At 71.8% G+C, this 16,366-nt stretch carries 17 protein-coding genes; 10 read left to right on the top strand and 7 right to left on the bottom strand.

Annotated features, from left to right (window positions below):
- The first annotated feature begins 97 nt into the window (after positions 1-97).
- The 3 genes from ACFY3I_RS22305 (at position 98) to ACFY3I_RS22315 (ending at position 2,440) form a co-directional block, all read left to right on the top strand.
- Positions 98-1,477: a peptidase C39 family protein gene (locus tag ACFY3I_RS22305; protein WP_390862092.1), complete on the top strand. Its 1,380-nt coding sequence runs from the start codon at positions 98-100 to the stop codon at positions 1,475-1,477.
- A 97-nt stretch (positions 1,478-1,574) separates the two neighbouring features.
- Positions 1,575-1,715 (top strand): SCO1431 family membrane protein, encoded by a 141-nt coding sequence (locus tag ACFY3I_RS22310; RefSeq protein ID WP_390862093.1) that lies wholly within the window; start codon positions 1,575-1,577, stop codon positions 1,713-1,715.
- A gap of 65 nt (positions 1,716-1,780) precedes the next feature.
- Positions 1,781-2,440, top strand: coding sequence for a TetR/AcrR family transcriptional regulator (locus tag ACFY3I_RS22315; RefSeq protein ID WP_390862095.1), 660 nt, complete (start codon positions 1,781-1,783; stop codon positions 2,438-2,440).
- A gap of 57 nt (positions 2,441-2,497) precedes the next feature.
- On the opposite strand, the gene ACFY3I_RS22320 is transcribed toward ACFY3I_RS22315, so the two are convergent.
- The gene (locus tag ACFY3I_RS22320) at positions 2,498-3,748 is read right to left on the bottom strand and encodes a glycoside hydrolase family 18 protein (protein WP_390862096.1); all 1,251 of its coding nucleotides are present in this window, start codon (positions 3,746-3,748) and stop codon (positions 2,498-2,500) included.
- Positions 3,749-4,078: 330 nt separating this feature from the next.
- Here ACFY3I_RS22320 and ACFY3I_RS22325 point away from each other — a divergent pair, with 330 nt between their 5' ends.
- Entirely contained in the window at positions 4,079-5,251 is a 1,173-nt protein-coding gene (locus ACFY3I_RS22325; RefSeq protein WP_390862098.1) for an acyl-CoA dehydrogenase family protein, read from the top strand.
- Here ACFY3I_RS22325 and ACFY3I_RS22330 read toward each other — a convergent pair.
- Complete coding sequence (locus ACFY3I_RS22330) at positions 5,214-5,492, bottom strand: hypothetical protein (RefSeq protein ID WP_390862100.1); 279 nt, start codon at positions 5,490-5,492, stop codon at positions 5,214-5,216. The two genes, ACFY3I_RS22325 and ACFY3I_RS22330, sit on opposite strands and share 38 nt — an antisense overlap.
- 146 nt (positions 5,493-5,638) lie before the next feature.
- Between ACFY3I_RS22330 and ACFY3I_RS22335 the strand changes: the two genes are divergently transcribed.
- Both ACFY3I_RS22335 and ACFY3I_RS22340 read left to right on the top strand, forming a co-directional pair.
- Positions 5,639-6,736, top strand: coding sequence for a hypothetical protein (locus ACFY3I_RS22335; RefSeq protein ID WP_390862101.1), 1,098 nt, complete (start codon positions 5,639-5,641; stop codon positions 6,734-6,736).
- A 14-nt stretch (positions 6,737-6,750) separates the two neighbouring features.
- On the top strand, positions 6,751-7,854 hold the full coding sequence (locus ACFY3I_RS22340; protein ID WP_390862103.1) for a phosphotransferase family protein: 1,104 nt from the start codon (positions 6,751-6,753) through the stop codon (positions 7,852-7,854).
- A 1-nt stretch (position 7,855) separates the two neighbouring features.
- On the opposite strand, the gene ACFY3I_RS22345 is transcribed toward ACFY3I_RS22340, so the two are convergent.
- Positions 7,856-8,314: a hypothetical protein gene (locus ACFY3I_RS22345; protein ID WP_390862105.1), complete on the bottom strand. Its 459-nt coding sequence runs from the start codon at positions 8,312-8,314 to the stop codon at positions 7,856-7,858.
- A 268-nt stretch (positions 8,315-8,582) separates the two neighbouring features.
- Here ACFY3I_RS22345 and ACFY3I_RS22350 point away from each other — a divergent pair, with 268 nt between their 5' ends.
- The 4 genes from ACFY3I_RS22350 to fxsA all read left to right on the top strand — a co-directional run bounded on the left by ACFY3I_RS22350 (position 8,583) and on the right by fxsA (position 12,817).
- The gene (locus ACFY3I_RS22350) at positions 8,583-9,023 is read left to right on the top strand and encodes an Lrp/AsnC family transcriptional regulator (protein WP_053759891.1); all 441 of its coding nucleotides are present in this window, start codon (positions 8,583-8,585) and stop codon (positions 9,021-9,023) included.
- Positions 9,024-9,157: 134 nt separating this feature from the next.
- Positions 9,158-10,774 carry an amidohydrolase gene (locus tag ACFY3I_RS22355; protein WP_390862106.1) on the top strand — a complete coding sequence of 539 codons (1,617 nt, stop codon included), beginning with the start codon at positions 9,158-9,160 and terminating at the stop codon, positions 10,772-10,774.
- 589 nt (positions 10,775-11,363) lie between these two features.
- Positions 11,364-12,161, top strand: a complete 798-nt coding sequence (locus ACFY3I_RS22360; RefSeq protein ID WP_365294324.1) for a polyprenol monophosphomannose synthase — start codon at positions 11,364-11,366, stop codon at positions 12,159-12,161.
- An 86-nt stretch (positions 12,162-12,247) separates the two neighbouring features.
- On the top strand, positions 12,248-12,817 hold the full coding sequence (fxsA, locus tag ACFY3I_RS22365) for an FxsA family membrane protein (RefSeq protein WP_390862108.1): 570 nt from the start codon (positions 12,248-12,250) through the stop codon (positions 12,815-12,817).
- Between the two features lie 89 nt (positions 12,818-12,906).
- Here fxsA and ACFY3I_RS22370 read toward each other — a convergent pair whose 3' ends face one another.
- From ACFY3I_RS22370 to ACFY3I_RS22385, 4 genes are all read right to left on the bottom strand, one after another.
- Complete coding sequence (locus tag ACFY3I_RS22370; RefSeq protein ID WP_010046329.1) at positions 12,907-13,281, bottom strand: RNA polymerase-binding protein RbpA; 375 nt, start codon at positions 13,279-13,281, stop codon at positions 12,907-12,909.
- 273 nt (positions 13,282-13,554) lie between these two features.
- The gene (locus tag ACFY3I_RS22375; protein ID WP_390862110.1) at positions 13,555-14,901 is read right to left on the bottom strand and encodes an MFS transporter; all 1,347 of its coding nucleotides are present in this window, start codon (positions 14,899-14,901) and stop codon (positions 13,555-13,557) included.
- A gap of 40 nt (positions 14,902-14,941) precedes the next feature.
- On the bottom strand, positions 14,942-15,709 hold the full coding sequence (locus ACFY3I_RS22380; protein ID WP_390862112.1) for a glycerophosphodiester phosphodiesterase: 768 nt from the start codon (positions 15,707-15,709) through the stop codon (positions 14,942-14,944).
- A complete protein-coding gene (locus ACFY3I_RS22385; RefSeq protein ID WP_390862114.1) occupies positions 15,706-16,359 on the bottom strand; it encodes a YitT family protein in 654 nt (217 codons plus the stop codon). The genes ACFY3I_RS22380 and ACFY3I_RS22385 overlap by 4 nt, the downstream gene beginning before the upstream one ends.
- Positions 16,360-16,366: the final 7 nt, after the last annotated feature.

The raw sequence follows: 16,366 nt of genomic DNA on the forward strand, positions 1-16,366 counted from the left end.
GTGGAAGTGCTGGCAGGGGCATGTCCCCTGCTCCATAGTTGGCGCGAAGTCCCGCACCGGACCAGCAGCGTCGCGCACACCTGGGGGTTTCCCGCCCATGAGCAGAGCCGAACAGCCGTCCCGCAGAACAGTCCTGGCCGCCGCGGCCTCCGTCGCGGCGGCCGCGGTGGCCCAGGGAGTGATCCCGGCGGCCCCCGCGGCCGCGGCGCCGGAGCCCGAGTCCGAGGACACCGGCCGGGCCCTGGCCCGCCCGGTCGACTACCACTCGTGGACCACGCACAGCGACTGGCGGACCGGTTCCGCCAGGGGCGTCCGGGCCGTCGGCGGCAGACGCCCCGGTGTGGTCCTCGCCACCCCCGCCGGCACCACCTCGTACACCGACCCGCACACCGGCACCACCGCCGACTGGGAGTACGCCACCTGGACCGGCCCGGTGCACCGGCTCACCACGCCCGCCACCGAGGCCATCGCCTCCTGGAACGCGGACACCCCGGCCGGCACCTGGATCCAGGTCGAACTGCACGGCACCTACTCCGACGGCACCACGACCCCCTGGTACGTGATGGGCCGCTGGGCCGCCGGTGACCAGGACATCCGGCGGACGTCGGTGGACGGCCAGACGGACGGCAGGAGCACCGTCTGGACGGACACCTTCGCCATCGACGACGCCGGCACCGGCCTGCGCCTGACCTCGTACCGGCTTCGGCTGACCCTCTACCGCAGGCCCGGCACCGGGCTCACCCCGACCGTCTGGCGGCTCGGTGCCATGGGCTCCGACATCCCGGACCGCTTCACGGTCCCGGCCTCCACCCCGGGGCTCGCCCGGGAGCTGACGGTGCCGCGCTACTCGCAGGAGATCCACAAGGGCCAGTACCCCGAGTACGACAACGGCGGCGAGGCCTGGTGCAGCCCCACCTCGTCCCAGATGATCGTCGAGTACTGGGGCGGCCGGCTCACCCCCGCGCAGCTGGCCTGGGTCGACCCGGCGTACGCGGACCCCCAGGTCTGCCACGCGGCCCGCCACACCTACGACTACCAGTACGCGGGCTGCGGCAACTGGCCGTTCAACGCCGCCTACGCGTCCACCTACCAGGACCTCCAGGGCGTGGTGACGCGACTCGCCTCGCTCGCCGACCTGGAGACGCTGATCGCGGCCGGCATCCCGGCCATAACGTCCCAGTCCTTCCTGTCGAGCGAGCTGACGGGTGCCGGTTACGGCACCTCGGGGCACCTCATGACCGTGATCGGCTTCACCGCGGACGGCGACGTGATCGCCAACGACCCGTGCTCGGCCGACGACGACGCGGTCCGCCGGGTCTACGCCCGGCGGGAATTCGAGAACATCTGGTTGAGGACCAAGCGGTACAACGCCTCCGGCAACGTCAGCTCCGGCACCGGCGGCGTCTGCTACCTGTACTTCCCGGCCTGCCCGACCCCGCGCCAGCTCAGGGCGCTCGCGGCGGTGGGAGTGCGCTGACCAGGCGCGACGGCGGCCCTCGGGGAGACCCGGGGGCCGCTTTCCTGTGACCGACCTCTCCGCCGCAACCGCCGCGATCGGTGGCATGGTGGAACGTATGACCACGAACCACGCCACCGTCGCCCGCGCCCGTACCGGCGGCCCCGGGGAAGACGGCCCCAAGGTCCTGGAACACGTCATGGGCTGGGCCCTGGTGGTGGTCATCGCCATGCTGGTGACCCAACTCGGGCTGCTGTGACCTGACCCACCACCCGACCTGGCATACTGCGGATGTCCCGCAGCCTGCTGAGACCAGGGTCTAAATTGAATATTAGTCAACAGCGTGCCGTTACCCGTCCCCGGGCGCGCGGCACCGAGCGCTCAGTGGCTCGTCGTGCCGAACTCATCGCCATCGGGCGGAAGTTGTTCGCCGACACTTCCTACGACGCGCTCTCCATGGACGACATCGCCAGGCAGGCGCATGTCGCCAAAGGGCTGATCTACTACTACTTCCAGTCCAAGCGCGGTTACTACCTGGCGATCATCCAGGACTCGGTCGCCGACCTGGTCACCTATGCCGCGAGCGGCCTGGAGCTGCCCCAGGTGGACCGCGTGCACCGCACCATCGACAGCTATCTGCGCTACGCCGAGCACCACCAGGCCGCGTACCGCACGATCGTCAGCGGCGGCGTCGGCTTCGACACCGAGGTGCACTCCATCCGGGACGGCGTGCGCGAGGCGATCATCGGGACCATCGCCCAGGGCGCCTACGGCCGCGGCGACATAGCCCCGCTCGCCAAGATGGGCCTGCTCGCCTGGCTGTGCAGTGTGGAGGGCGCGACCCTCAGCTGGATCGACCGCCCCGAACTCTCCCGTGACACCATGTGCGAGCTGCTGGTCAAGACGCTCGGCGGCACCATGCGCGCCATCGAGGAACTGGACCCCGCCTACCGCGCCCCGGCCCCGGCCCGCCGGGACACCTGACGGACACCAGGGGCGGAGGTCTCGTGGAACCCCCGCCCCGAGCCCCCGTGACCGGGGTCAGTTGACGGCCTTGACCAACTCGCCGTTCGCGGTGTCGCCGCTCAGCTCCCAGAGGAAGGTGCCGCCGAGGCCCTGCTGGTTCTTGTAGGCCATCTTGGTCGCGATGGTCGCCGGGGTGTCGTAACTCCACCAGTTGCTGCCGCACTTGGCGTACGCGGTGCCGCCCACGGTGCCGGTCGCCGGGCACTTGGTCTTCAGCACCTTGTAGTCCTCGATGCCGGCCTCGTAGGTCCCCGCCGCCGGGCCGGTGGCCGATCCGCCGGGCGCGGCCTGGGTGACGCCGGTCCAGCCGCGGCCGTAGAAGCCGATGCCGAGCAGCAGCTTGGACGCCGGGATGCCGAGGCCCTTCAGCTTGGCGATGGTCGCCGAGGTGTGGAAGTCCGCCTTGGGGATCCCCGAGTAGGAGTTCAGCGGCGAGTGCGGGGCCGTCGGACCGGTCGCGTCCCAGGCCCCGAAATAGTCGTACGTCATCGGGTTGTACCAGTCGACGTACTGCGCCGCGCCGGCGTAGTCCGCCGCGTCGATCTTGCCGCCGCCGGTCGCGTCGGCGGTGATCGCGGCCGTCACCAGCGAGCCGCTGCCGAACTTCGAGCGCAGTGCCGCCATCAGTTTCCGGAACGCGTCCCGGCCACTGGTGTCGCAGGTGTTGCCGCAGGCGTTCGGGTACTCCCAGTCGATGTCGATGCCGTCGAAGACACCGGCCCACTTGGAGTTCTTCACCAGGTCGTAGCAGGACTGGGCGAAGGCGGCCGGGTTCCTGGCGGCCTCGCCGAACCCGCTCGACCAGGTCCAGCCGCCGAAGGACCACAGGATCCTGAGGTTCGGGTGCTTCTTCTTCAGCTTCAGCAGCTGGTTGAAGTTGCCGCGCAGCGGCTGGTCCCAGGTGTCCGCGACCCCGTCCACCGACTCGGCGGCGGTGTGGGCGCGGTCGGTCGCGGCGTACGAGTCGCCCATCGCGCACTTGCCGCCGGTGACGTTCCCGAACGCGTAGTTGATGTGGGTGAGCTTCGCCGCCGAGCCCGAGGTCTCGACGTTCTTGACCAGGTACTTGCGGTCGTAGACGCCCCATTCCGTGAAGTAGCCGACGACCTTGGAGCCGGCCTGCACCTGGGAGGCGGAGGGAGTGGGCGGGGCGGACCGGGCGGCCGCGGACGCGGTGCCCGCGCCGGCCAGCAGCCCGGCGCCGAGGACGGCGCAACAGGCCGCGGAGAGCAGCGCCCGCAGCCGGGAGCGGTGGGAGGTGTGCATCGGGTGTCTCCTCCTGGGGGAGAGGGGAACGCGCGCCGATTGGCATGAACGCGGTAAAGCGTTGGTCATGAACCTTAGGAGGACTAGACCAGTCGGGTCAATGGTTCGTACCAATCCCGGGACGGCCGGATGTTGTCCTGGAATCGGCGAAGTAAGCGGTCGTTAACTGGTGACGGAAGGTCCCCGATCGGGCATACTCACTGCGCAGCCGCTGGTCAGCAGCTTCCGTGACCCGGAACGCCCACCTCGGCCGCACTCGAACGACAGGCGGAGCCGCCCCTACCCGACGGGCCGTGACCGCCGGTGCCCGACAGGGAGGAGACCGACGCCATGTCCGACCGCGACCCGCAGCCGGTGGAGCGTCAACTGCCCACGGAAGAGGCGAGGGACCTGATCTCGCTCGTCCGGGAGATCGCCCAGCGTGAGATCGCGCCCCGGGCGGCCGAGGAGGAGGACGCCGGACGCTTTCCGCGCGAGGTCTTCACCCTGCTCTCCGCCTCAGGCCTGCTCGGTCTGCCCTACGACGCCGAGTACGGCGGCGGGGAGCAGCCCTACGAGGTCTACCTCCAGGTCCTGGAGGAGCTGGCCGCTGCCCGTCTCACCGTCGGCCTCGGAGTGAGCGTGCACACCCTCGCGAGCTACGCGCTCGCCGCCTACGGCACCAAGCAGCAGCAGGTCGAGCACCTGTCCGCGATACTCGGCGGTGGCCTGCTCGGCGCCTACTGCCTCTCCGAGCCGGCCTCCGGCTCGGACGCGGCCTCGCTGACCACGAAGGCGGTCAGGGACGGCGACGGCTGGGTGATCAACGGCACCAAGGCCTGGATCACGCACGGCGGCATCGCCGACTTCTACACGGTCATGGCCCGCACCGGCGGCGAGGGCTCGCACGGGATCACCGCCTTCCTCGTCCCCGGTGACGCCGAGGGCCTGAGCGGTGCCGCGCCCGAGAAGAAGATGGGCATGAAGGGCTCGCCAACCGCCCAGGTCCACTTCGACGACGTCCGGGTCCCGGACGAGCGGCGGCTCGGCGACGAGGGCCAGGGCTTCGCCATCGCCCTGTCCGCGCTCGACTCCGGCCGGCTCGGCATCGCCGCCTGCGCCATCGGGCTCGCCCAGGCCGCCCTGGACGAGGCCGTCGCCTACGCCACCGGACGGCGGCAGTTCGGCCACCCCATCTCCGACTTCCAGGGCCTGCGTTTCATGATCGCCGACATGGCGACCCAGATCGAGGCCGGCCGGGCCCTCTACCTGGCGGCGGCCCGGCTGCGCGACGCGGGCCGGCCGTTCGCCAAGCAGGCCGCCATGGCCAAGCTGCACTGCACCGACACCGCGATGAAGGTGACCACCGACGCCGTGCAGATCCTCGGCGGCTACGGCTACACCGCCGACTTCCCGGTCGAGCGCTACATGCGCGAGGCGAAGGTCCTGCAGATCGTCGAGGGCACCAACCAGATCCAGCGGATGGTCATCGCTCGTCATGTGGCGGGGCCGGAAAGCCGCTGAACTGCCCGCGTGAGACCGTCGGGGCCGCCAGCCTGACCCACTCCGGGTCGTGGCGGCTCGGCAGGGTGCGGCCCCGGTCGGCCCAGGTCCGCAGCAGGTCGCGGTAGATCGGCGGATCCTGCGGCGCGGGCGGTGCGGGCGGTGCGGGCGGTGCGGGCGGTGCGGGCGGCGGGGCCGGTACGGCGGGCGGGGGCACGAAGATGCGGCGCTGACGGCCGAGAGCGGTGTAGGTGGTCGTCATGTCCGGCCAACGCGGGGGCCGCCGCCCTGGTCACCGATCCCCCGAATCGGGCGTGAGTTCGTGGGCGTCCGGTCCCGGATCTGGCCACTCCCGGTTTTCTGACGTACCGTCAGCCGGACCGTCTCCAGCCGCCGGGGAGGCCCGCCATGGCCGACGACCGTCCCGTACCGCTCGACGAGTACCCGGTCCACCAGGTCCCGCTCTCCATGAAGCACGTCGCCACCGGGGACCGGAACGCCTACGACCGCTGCATCTTCCACGTCTTCGACCACGACGGCCGCGCCCTGCTCATCCTCGGCCTCGGCGTCTACCCGAACCTCGGAGTGATCGACGCCTACGCCACCCTGCGCACCGGGGACACCCTGCACGCGGTGCGCGCCTCGGACGCCCTCGGTGACGACCGGACGCGGCTCGCGGTCGGTCCGCTGCGCATCGAGGTCGAGGAGCCGCTCCGGCGCTTCCGCCTGACCTGCGAGGACTCGCTCGCGTACGACCTCACCTGGACCGCGGACTTCCCGGCCCTGTGGGAGCCGCACCATCTGCAGCGCCGCGGCGGCCGGCTGACACTGGAGGGCCGCAGGTTCGTGCAGGCCGGGGGAGTGTCTGGGGTGATCCGGGCCGGCGGCGAGGAGTTCCGCGCCGACCCGGCCGGCTGGACCGGCACCCGGGACCGCAGCTGGGGCGTCCGCCCGGTACCGGGGGAGGAGGCCGGGCGGCTCGCCGAGGAGAACCCGACCGACGGCTTCCACTGGATCTGGTGCCCGGTCCGCTTCGAGGACCGCTTCCTGATGGTCGTCGTCCAGGAGGACGCCGACGGCTACCGCACCCTGAACGACGCCACCCTGGTCCGCCCCGGTCACCCCGACCGCCAACTGGGCTGGCCGCAGGCCGAGATCACCTACCGCTCCGGCACCCGCCACCCGGAGCACGCCGTCGTCCACCTCGGCGGCGCGCGGGACCCCCAGGAGCTGGAGGCGGAGATCCTCGCCTCCTCGCCGCTCGCGATCGGCGCCGGCTACCCGCCGGCCGACGACTGGCAGCACGGCACCTGGCAGGGCCGTGGCTGGACGGACCGCCGCACCTACGACATGACCGCGCCGCACCCCCGCGCGGCCTACGGCGTCACCGACCACTCCGCCCGCTTCCGGCTGGACGGCCGGGTCGGCCACGGCATCTTCGAGCACGGCTCGTTCGGCAGACACGATCCGAGCGGCTTCACCGGCTTCGACTCGGTGGCGCCCTGAGGAAGGAGGCCGGGATGGCGACGAAACCGCGCCCGCGCACCACCACACGCGACCCGGAGGACCTCACCCGCCGGCTGACCGCCTGGCTGGACGGCCGGCTCCCCGGCGCCAAGGCCGTCGGGGTGACGGTGCCCGCCTCCAACGGCATGTCCAGCGAGACCCTCCTGTTCGACATCGAGCACCCTCATCCACCGCTGCGCGGCTGCGCGTTGAGACTGGCGGCCGACCCCTCGGCGTACACCGTCTTCCCGTCGTACGACCTCACCCGCCAGTACCGCACCATGCGACTGGTCGCCGACCGCACGGACGTGCCGGTGCCCCGCGTCCTGTGGCTGGAGGAGGACCCCGGACCGCTCGGCGCGCCCTTCTTCGTCATGGAGAGGGCCGAGGGCCGCGTCCCGCCCGACGTCATGCCCTATACGTACGAGGGGAACTGGCTGCACGCGGCGAGCGACGCCGAACGCGGCCGGCTCGAAGCGGCCTCGGTCGGCCTCCTGGCCCGACTGCACGACCAAGTCCCGCTCGCGGAAACCGAGTTCCTCGACCTCCCTGGAGACGGCGACGCCCTGCGCCGCCACGTCGACTCCCAACTCGTCTACTACGACTGGGTGGTGGACGGGCTCGCCCGCTCACCCCTGATCGAGACGGCGTTCGACCGACTGGCCGACCTGTGGCCGGCCGAACCCGGCCCGCCGGTGCTCAACTGGGGCGACGCGCGCATCGGGAACGTCGTCTACGACGGCTTCGACCCCGTCGCCGTCCTCGACTGGGAGATGGCGGCACCGGCTCCGCGCGAGGTGGACCTCGGCTGGACCGTCTACCTGCACCGCTTCTTCCAGGACCTCACGGCCGCCACCGGGCAGCCGGGACTGCCCGGGTTCCTGCGCCGCGAGCGCGTCGAGGCCCGCTACGCCCGGCTGACCGGGCACACCCCGCGGGACATGGACTTCTACACCCTGTACGCCGCACTGCGGCACGCGATCGTCATGCTGCGCATCGCCTACCGGCAGGTGTACTTCGGCGAGGTCGCCGTCCCGGCGGATCCGGACACACTGATCCTGCACCACGGCAGTCTGCGCGCCATGGTGCAGGGCAGCTACTGGGACGCGGTGCGGTGAGTCAGGCGGCCTGACGGCCGACCGCACGGCCGCCGATGCGCATCGTCGGCATGCGCATCGGGCGCGAACCCGGGCCGCCGACGTGCGAGAAGGGCTGCGTCCGCCAGTTCAGACCCTGCGGGAGGGTCAGCAGGAGGGCGGTGTCCTGCTCCTGCGGCTCGACCGACTCGTCCGCGGACGGGGCCTCGGCCGCGGCGCGGCCGGTGCCGGCGCACACGGTGAGGCCGAACGGGTTCCACGGCGAGGCGCACAGCGCGTGCTCCGGCAGGAACTCCTCGTCCGCCAGCAGGGCGATCGGCTGCGCGCAGTCCGGGCAGATCACCCGGTACATCTCGAACGTGTCGTAGGCGTCGAGCTCATCGGCCTCGTAGGCGTCGGGTTCGACGCCCTCCGGCTCGGGTTCGACGACCAGGTGCGGGCGCTTGGACGTGCTGCGACCAGGGCGCTTAAGACTCTGCATGGGTAACTCCCCCTCGGGCTGGGCCGTGACGGCGCTGCGGCCTCGACCACAGCAAGCACTTCCCGTCCGGTCTCGGAGGTAATCACGAGACCATCACGGAGCCCGCCGAAGAGCTGTGGCGTTCGTCACATGCCGCTCGCAGGTGCCCGGTGCGGCGGTTTTGTCCCCTCCACAGGACCGCAACCCGCCCTCCCGGACATCACGAACCGGCCATGACCTGGGCCGCCGAGGTATCCCGGGAGATCAGGCGCACTGTAGTTTTTGCGCCATGGAGGAGCTGGACCGTCAAATCGTGCAGCTGCTCGTCAAGGACGGGCGGATGAGCTACACGGACCTGGGCAAGGCCACGGGCCTTTCCACGTCGGCCGTGCACCAGCGGGTGCGCCGGCTGGAACAGCGGGGCGTCATCCGCGGCTATGCCGCGGTCGTCGACCCGGAGGCCGTCGGGCTGCCCATGACGGCGTTCATCTCGGTGAAACCGTTCGACCCGAGCGCACCCGACGACATCGCGGACCGGCTGGCCGGCGTCCCCGAGATCGAGGCGTGCCACAGCGTCGCCGGCGACGAGAACTACATCCTCAAGGTGCGGGTGGCGACCCCGCACGAGCTGGAGGAGCTGCTGGCGCGGCTGCGCGGGCTCGCCGGGGTGTCGACGCGGACGACGGTGGTGCTGTCCACGCCGTACGAGGCCCGGCCGCCGAGGATCTGAACGCGGCCCGGTGCCGGTCGTCCGTCCGCTGCGGGTGAGCGGGGGTCGGTCGCGCAGTTCCCCGCGGCCCCTCGGGACGCGTTCGGGTCGCCCCAGGTTCGAGGTGATCGGTGTGAGGCGCGAGACTGTCTCCCATGAGTGATCGCACCGACCAGCCCAAGACCGTCCTCCTGCGCCGCGGCGAGGTGCACAGTCCCGCGGACCCGTTCGCCACCGCGATGGTCGTGGAACACGGGCAGGTCGCCTGGGTCGGGTCCGAGGGGGCCGCCGACGCCTTCGCGGACGGGGTCGACGAGATCGTCGACCTGGACGGGTCCCTGGTCACCCCGGCCTTCACCGACGCCCACGTCCACACCACCTCGACCGGGCTCGCCCTGACCGGCCTCGACCTGTCCGGGGCCGGTTCGCCGGACGCCGCACTCGCGCTGGTACGCGACTTCGCCGCCGCCCGCCCGGACGACCGGGTCCTGCTCGGCCACGGCTGGGACGCCTCCCGCTGGCCCGGCGGACGGCTGCCGGCCCGCGCCGAGCTGGACGCGGCCACCGGCGGGCGTCCCCTGTATCTCTCCCGTATCGACGTCCACTCGGCGATCGTCAGCACGGCCCTGCTGGACCTGGTCGCCGGTGTGGCCCCGCGCGGGGACGCCCCGCTCACCGGCGACGACCACCACGCCGTACGCGCCGCCGCGTTCGCGGCCGTGACGCCCGCCCAGCGTGCCGAGGCCCAGCGCACCGCCCTCGCCCACGCGGCCTCCCTCGGCATCGGGACGGTCCACGAGTGCGGCGGGCCGAAGATCTCCTCCGAGGACGACTTCGCCGCCCTGCTGCGGCTCGCCGCCGAGGTGCCCGGACCCCGGGTCGTCGGCTACTGGGCGGAGGCGGGCGACGAAGGCATCGACCGGGCGCGGGAGCTGGGCGCGCTCGGCGCCGCCGGCGACCTCTTCGTCGACGGGGCCCTCGGCTCGCACACCGCCTGCCTGCACGAGCCCTACGCCGACGCCGGCCACACCACCGGATCCGCCTACCTGGACGCGGCCGCCGTCGCCGCCCACGTCGTCGCCTGCACGGAGACGGGGCTCCAGGCCGGCTTCCACGCCATCGGGGACGCCGCGGTGAGCGCCGTGGTGGAAGGCGTCCGCGCCGCCGCGGAGAAGCTCGGGCCGGCCCGCGTCCGGGCCGCCCGGCACCGCGTCGAGCACGCCGAGATGCTCAGCCCCGAGCACATCGCGGCCTTCGCCGAGTTCGGTCTGATCGCCTCCGTGCAGCCCGCCTTCGACGCGCTGTGGGGCGGCGCGGACGGCATGTACGCCCAACGGCTCGGCGCCGGGCGGGCCCGCGCCCTCAACCCCTACGCGGCGCTGCTCAGGGCCGGGGTGCCGCTGGCCTTCGGCTCCGACAGCCCGGTCACCCCGCTCGATCCCTGGGGGACCGTCCGCGCCGCCGCCTTCCACCAGACGCCCGAGCACCGGGTCTCGGCGCGCGCCGCGTTCACCGCCCACACCAGGGGCGGCTGGCGGGCGACCGGCCGGGACGACGCGGGCGTCCTGGTGCCGGGCGCGCCCGCCGACTACGCGGTCTGGCGCACCGAGGAACTGGTGGTGCAGGCCCCGGACGACCGGGTCGCCCGCTGGTCCACCGACCCCCGCTCCGGCACTCCCGGCCTGCCCGACCTGACGCCCGGCCGTGAGCTGCCCGTCTGTCTGCGCACCGTGGTGGGCGGCCGGACCGTGTTCGTACGGCCGGGCGAGTGACCCGGCCGCATTCGTACCGGCCGGGCGAGTGATCTCCCGGGGTGGCGCGGCCGTGATCGGTGACCGCCGCTCCGTCGCGCGACCTGCGCATCCTCGGCGCTGACCAGGGGTTTGATGCCGTTTGCGCAGGTCGAACGACTGTTGACAGCCTGCGGCAGCGGGCCGGTAGGTTCGGCCGAGTCCACCACCGGACGCCCGACCGGGGAGCAGTTCGCGCACTCGTCGCAGCGCCGCTGGGTCAGGGACGGAGCCCCGCACCGGGGTACCGCCACTGGGAGCCAGGCTCAGCGCCCGCGCCGACGAGGGAACGTTCCGGCCGGTCGGGAGGTGTGACCCGGGTGGGGCCCGGACGCTCAGTAGACAACGGCTCTCGGTCGACCCGCAGCCAGCGGGTCCCAGGCCGGCCCGAAGGGCGCCGGGCCCCCATCCGCAGCCGAACGGGCTGACGGAATCACGGGTGAACGGCACCCGAAACGGGCATCCTTACCCCGTTCTTTCGGAATCGACACCACCACACGCCCGAGCTGTCACGTCAGTGCAGGCTGTGGCCATTATGGTGGTCCCCTGCGTACGACACGAAGGGGCAGCAGTGAACGACGGCGACGGGACCCTCGCGGCACAAGCCCAGGAGAGGCGGTTCGGCCCGCTCGGCACGGCCTTGGTGATCATTCCCACGTACAACGAGGCGGAGAACATCAAGGCCATCGTCGGCCGGGTGCGCCGGGCCGTCCCCGAGGCGCACGTGCTGGTGGCGGACGACAACAGCCCCGACGGCACCGGCAAGCTCGCCGACGAACTGGCCGCCGAGGACGACCACGTCCAGGTGCTGCACCGCAAGGGCAAGGAGGGCCTGGGGGCCGCCTACCTCGCGGGCTTCCGCTGGGGCATGGACAACGGCTACGGCGTGCTCATCGAGATGGACGCCGACGGCTCCCACCAGCCGGAGGAACTGCCCCGCCTGCTGACCGCCCTGAAGGGCGCGGACCTGGTGCTGGGCTCCCGCTGGGTGCCCGGCGGCCGGGTGGTGAACTGGCCCAAGTCCCGCGAGTTCATCTCCCGGGGCGGCTCCCTCTACTCCCGTCTCGCCCTCGACCTCCCGCTGCGGGACATCACCGGCGGCTACCGCGCCTTCCGACGCGAGACCCTGGAAGGCCTGGGGCTCGACGAGGTGGCGTCGCAGGGCTACTGCTTCCAGGTGGACCTGGCCCGCCGTGCGATCAAGGCCGGCTTCCACGTCGTCGAGGTGCCCATCACCTTCGTCGAGCGTGAGCTGGGCGACTCGAAGATGAGCCGCGACATCATGGTGGAGGCCCTGTGGCGGGTCACGTCCTGGGGTCTCACCGAGCGGATGGGCAGGATCACCGGCAAGGGCAAGCCGTCCGCGTAGCCCGGCGGTTCCGGCCGGTTCGTCCCGTTGTCCCGGCCGGTCACCCGCTTATCCCGCACTGAGCCGGGCCCAGGCACACTGGGGGCATGACGACTGGTGCGCAGATCCCGCCGCAGACCACCACCCGGCCCCGGCGTTCCCGGCTCGGCAGATACCTGCCGCTGGGCATCGCCGCGTGGCTGGTGCTGGAGATCTGGCTGCTGACGGTGGTCGCGGGCGCGGCGGGCGGTGTGACCGTGCTCCTGCTGCTGGTGGCGGGCTTCGCCGCCGGGGCGGTGGTCATCAAGCGGGCCGGGCGCCGTGCCTTCCGCAGCCTCAACGAAGCGATCCAGCGCGGCGGCTCACCGGAGCGCGGCGGCGGCAACGGCCTGATGATGCTGGGCGGCCTGCTCCTCATGATCCCCGGCCTGGTCTCCGACGTCCTCGGCCTGCTGCTCCTGGTGCCGCCGGTCCAGAAGGCGGTCTCCCGCCTCGCCGAGCGCACCCTCGACCGGCGGCTGCGCACCGCCGTCCCCGGCAGTCTGGGCAGTGCCTTCCAGCAGGCCCGCATGCACCGTCCCGACGGCAAGGTGGTGCAGGGCGAGGTCATCGTCCGGGACGACCGCCCGGAGCCCGGCGGCGAGCCGGCGGGGGAGCGGCCGCCGCTGACGCGCTGAGGCCCGCGGACCGCGAAAACGAGGGCGCCGTACGTTCACTGAACGTACGGCGCCCTCGGTCTGTTGTGTCGGCTTCCCGTTACTCGGGACTATGCAGACTTGCGGCTGTCCCTCGGATGAATCGCGATGTTCATCGCACCGGAGCGCAGAACCGCAAGACGCTCCTCGAGGACCTCTTCGAGCTCCTCACGGGTGCGCCGCTCCATCAGCATGTCCCAGTGGGTACGCGCGGGCTTGGCCTTCTTCTCCTCAGGGCCGTCGCCGTCGACGAGGAGTGCCTGGGCCCCGCAGACCTTGCACTCCCACTCCGGCGGGATCTCCGCCTCGACCGAGAAGGGCATCTCGAAGCGGTGCCCCTTCTCGCATGCGTACTCCACGGCCTGGCGCGGGGCCAGGTCGATACCGCGGTCCGTCTCGTAGCTGGTCACTACGAGGCGCGTACCGCGAAGAGCTCGCTCACTCATGAATCGTGCCTCCCGGGCTTGTCGCCCACAGGACAGGTGTCGCTGTCGTCGTCATCCGGTCAACGTCCGGTCGGCGGTAAAGATTCCCGTTCCGGGTCATGCGTCGCCGTCGTAGCCGCCCCTTGTTGTACCCACCGGCGCCCGGTTTGTCACATCTGCTAACAGATGTCACCCACCGTTTCTGCATCTTTGACGCGCAGTAACGGTCCGCCCGGCAGGCCAAACGCGTACACTACCGCTCTTCCGCGTTGAACGCTAAATCTTCCGGACCTTCTAGATCTTCCGCGGAACCGGGTTGCCGGCCTCACCGATCGCCCGTCGCACCGGAACCCGGGCGAGCAGCGCGAACCCGACGACGAAGAAGACCACCAGCGAGATGATCGCCGAGCGGTAGCTTCCGGTGAGCTGGAAGGTGATGCCGAACAACAGCGGTCCCAGCCAGCTCATCCCCCGATCGCTCATCTCGTACGCCGCGAAGTACTCGGCTTCTTTGCCGGGCGGCACCAGATGCGAGAACAGGGAGCGGGACAGCGCCTGGCTGCCGCCGAGGACGAGCCCGATGCCGCCGGCGAGCAGGAAGAACCACACGGGTGCCTTGGCCGGCAGGAAGTACCCGGCGGCCAGCGTCACGGTCCACGCCACCAGCGACCCGAGGATCGTGCGCTTCGCCCCGTACGCCCTGGCCAGGCGCCCCATCGCGAGGGCGCCGGCCACCGCCAGCACCTGCACCATCAGGACCGCGCCGATGAGCGTCGACTGGCCGAGCCCGAGTTCCTCGGAGCCGTAGACCGAGGCCTGGGAGATCACGGTCTGGATGCCGTCGTTGTAGACGAGGTAGGCCAGCAGGAAGGAGAGCGTCAGCGGATGGCGGCGCATGTCCCGGGCGGTGGCGGCGAGTTGACGCAGCCCGGGTGCCGTCGCCCCGGCCGCCCTGCCACCACGGTCGCGCAGCCGCCGCAGCGGTACGAGGGTGAAGACGCCCCACCACAGACCCGCCGCGGACAGGCAGATGCGGACCGCGTCCGTCTCCGACAGGCCGAAGGAGTCGTGGGCGGAGAACAGGACCAGGTCGGCTATCAGTACCAGCGCCCCCGACCCGTAGCCGAACGCCCAGCCCCGGGAGGAGACCCGGTCGCGGTCCTCGGGCGGGGCGATCTGGGGGAGGTAGGAGTTGTAGAGCATCAGGGCGACCGACTGGGCCGCGTTCGCCACGACCAGCAGCGCCCCGCCCAGCAGATAGCGGTCGCCGTCGAGGAAGAACATGCCCGTGGTCGCGAGGGCCCCGGTGTAGGCGGCCGCGCCGAGCAGCCGCTTCTTGCGGCCGGTACGGTCGGCGGCGCTGCCCACCAGCGGCATCAGCACGACCGCCAGGATCACCGACAGGGACACCGAGTAGGCGAAGAAGGAACCCGAGCGCACCGGGATGCCGAGCGGGTGCACATAGCCGTCCGCGTCGGCCGCGTGGTCGGCGACCGACGTGAGGTACGGGCCGAGGAACACGGTGAGCACGCTCGCCGAGTAGACCGAGCACGCCCAGTCGTAGAAGTACCAGCCGCGCTGTTCGCGCCGCAGTCCGGCGGCCTCGTCCGAGGTCTCCGTCCGCACGGTTTCGGTGCCCACCCGTGCCCTCGCCCTTTCCGTGGCAGTGCCGTCGCGCGTCTCAGACCCAGACGCCGCGGTCCTGCATGACCTCACGCAACGTGTCGATGTGATCGGTCATGATGCCATCGACTCCCAGGTCCAGGAGCCGGTGCATCCGCTCGGGTTCGTTGATGGTCCACACGTGCACGTGCAGCCCGCGCGCGTGGGCGGCTCGGACGAAGCGCCGGTCGACGACCGGGACCCCCGACTGCGACTCGGGGACCTGCGCGGCCACCGCCGACCGGCGCACCGAGGCGGGCAGCCCCCAGGACCGCAGCCGCAGCCCCACCACACCGCGGGTGCCGAACGAGGTGGCCAGCCGGGGACCGGCGATGCGCTGTGCGCGCAGCACCCGCGCCTCCGAGAACGAGCCCACGCACACCCGGTCGTAGGAGTCCGTCCGGTCGATCAGGTCCAGCAACGGCCGCAGCGCGGGTTCCGCCTTGGCGTCCACGTTCCAGCGGACGTCCGGGAACTCCTCCAGGAGGTCCTCGAAGAGGGGGAGCGGCTCGCGGCCCGCCACGCGCGCCTGCCGTACGTCCTCCCACGGCAGGTCGCCGATCCGGCCCGCGCCGTCGGTGACCCTGTCCAGGGTGTCGTCGTGGAAGGCGACCAGCCTGCCGTCGGCCGTCGCGTGCACATCGGTCTCGATGTACCGGTAACCGAGTTCGACGGCGCGCCGGAACTGCGCCACGGTGTTCTCCAGGCCGTCCGCGGCCCCGCCGCGGTGGGCGAAGGCGATCGGGCCGGGGTGGTCCAGGTACGGGTGGCGTATCAGCGTGCTCACGGGCGAAGTATGGCCTGCTCCGATGACCCCTTGGCAACGACCGTGCTGCCTGCGGATGCCGCCGGAACGGCGAACACCTTGAGGAACAGCTGGGCGAGCGGCCCGATGGACACGGCGTAGAGCACGGTCCCGACGCCGACGGTCCCGCCCAGCGCGAAGCCCGTGGCGACCACCGCGATCTCGATCGCCGTCCGGATCAGCCGGATCGAGCGCCCGGTACGCCGGTGCAGCCCCGTCATCAGACCGTCCCGTGGCCCCGGTCCGAAGCTCGCCGCGATGTACAGCCCGGTCGCCGCGCCGTTGAGCACGATCCCCGCCGCCATCAGCGGAATCCGCACGGCGAGGGCGTGCGCGCCGGGGACGACCGCGAGCGTGGCGTTCATCGCGAGGCCGACGACGAAGACGTTGGAGACGGTGCCGAGGCCCGGACGCTGACGCAGCGGGATCCACAGCAGCAGCACGGCCGCGCCCACGATGATCGACACGGTGCCGATGCTCATCCCGACGTGCTCGGCGAGCCCCTGGTGGAGCACTCCCCAGGGTTCCAGGCCCAGGCCCGCCTCGACGAGGAGCCCGGAACTCACGCCGTACAGGGTGAGCCCCGCGTAGAGCTGGATCAGCCGTCGCCCGAGCCGGCCTGGCGTGGACAAGAGGTAC

Origin of the sequence: Streptomyces sp. NPDC001068, from assembly GCF_042897315.1 — a bacterium.
Taxonomy (GTDB): domain Bacteria; phylum Actinomycetota; class Actinomycetes; order Streptomycetales; family Streptomycetaceae; genus Streptomyces.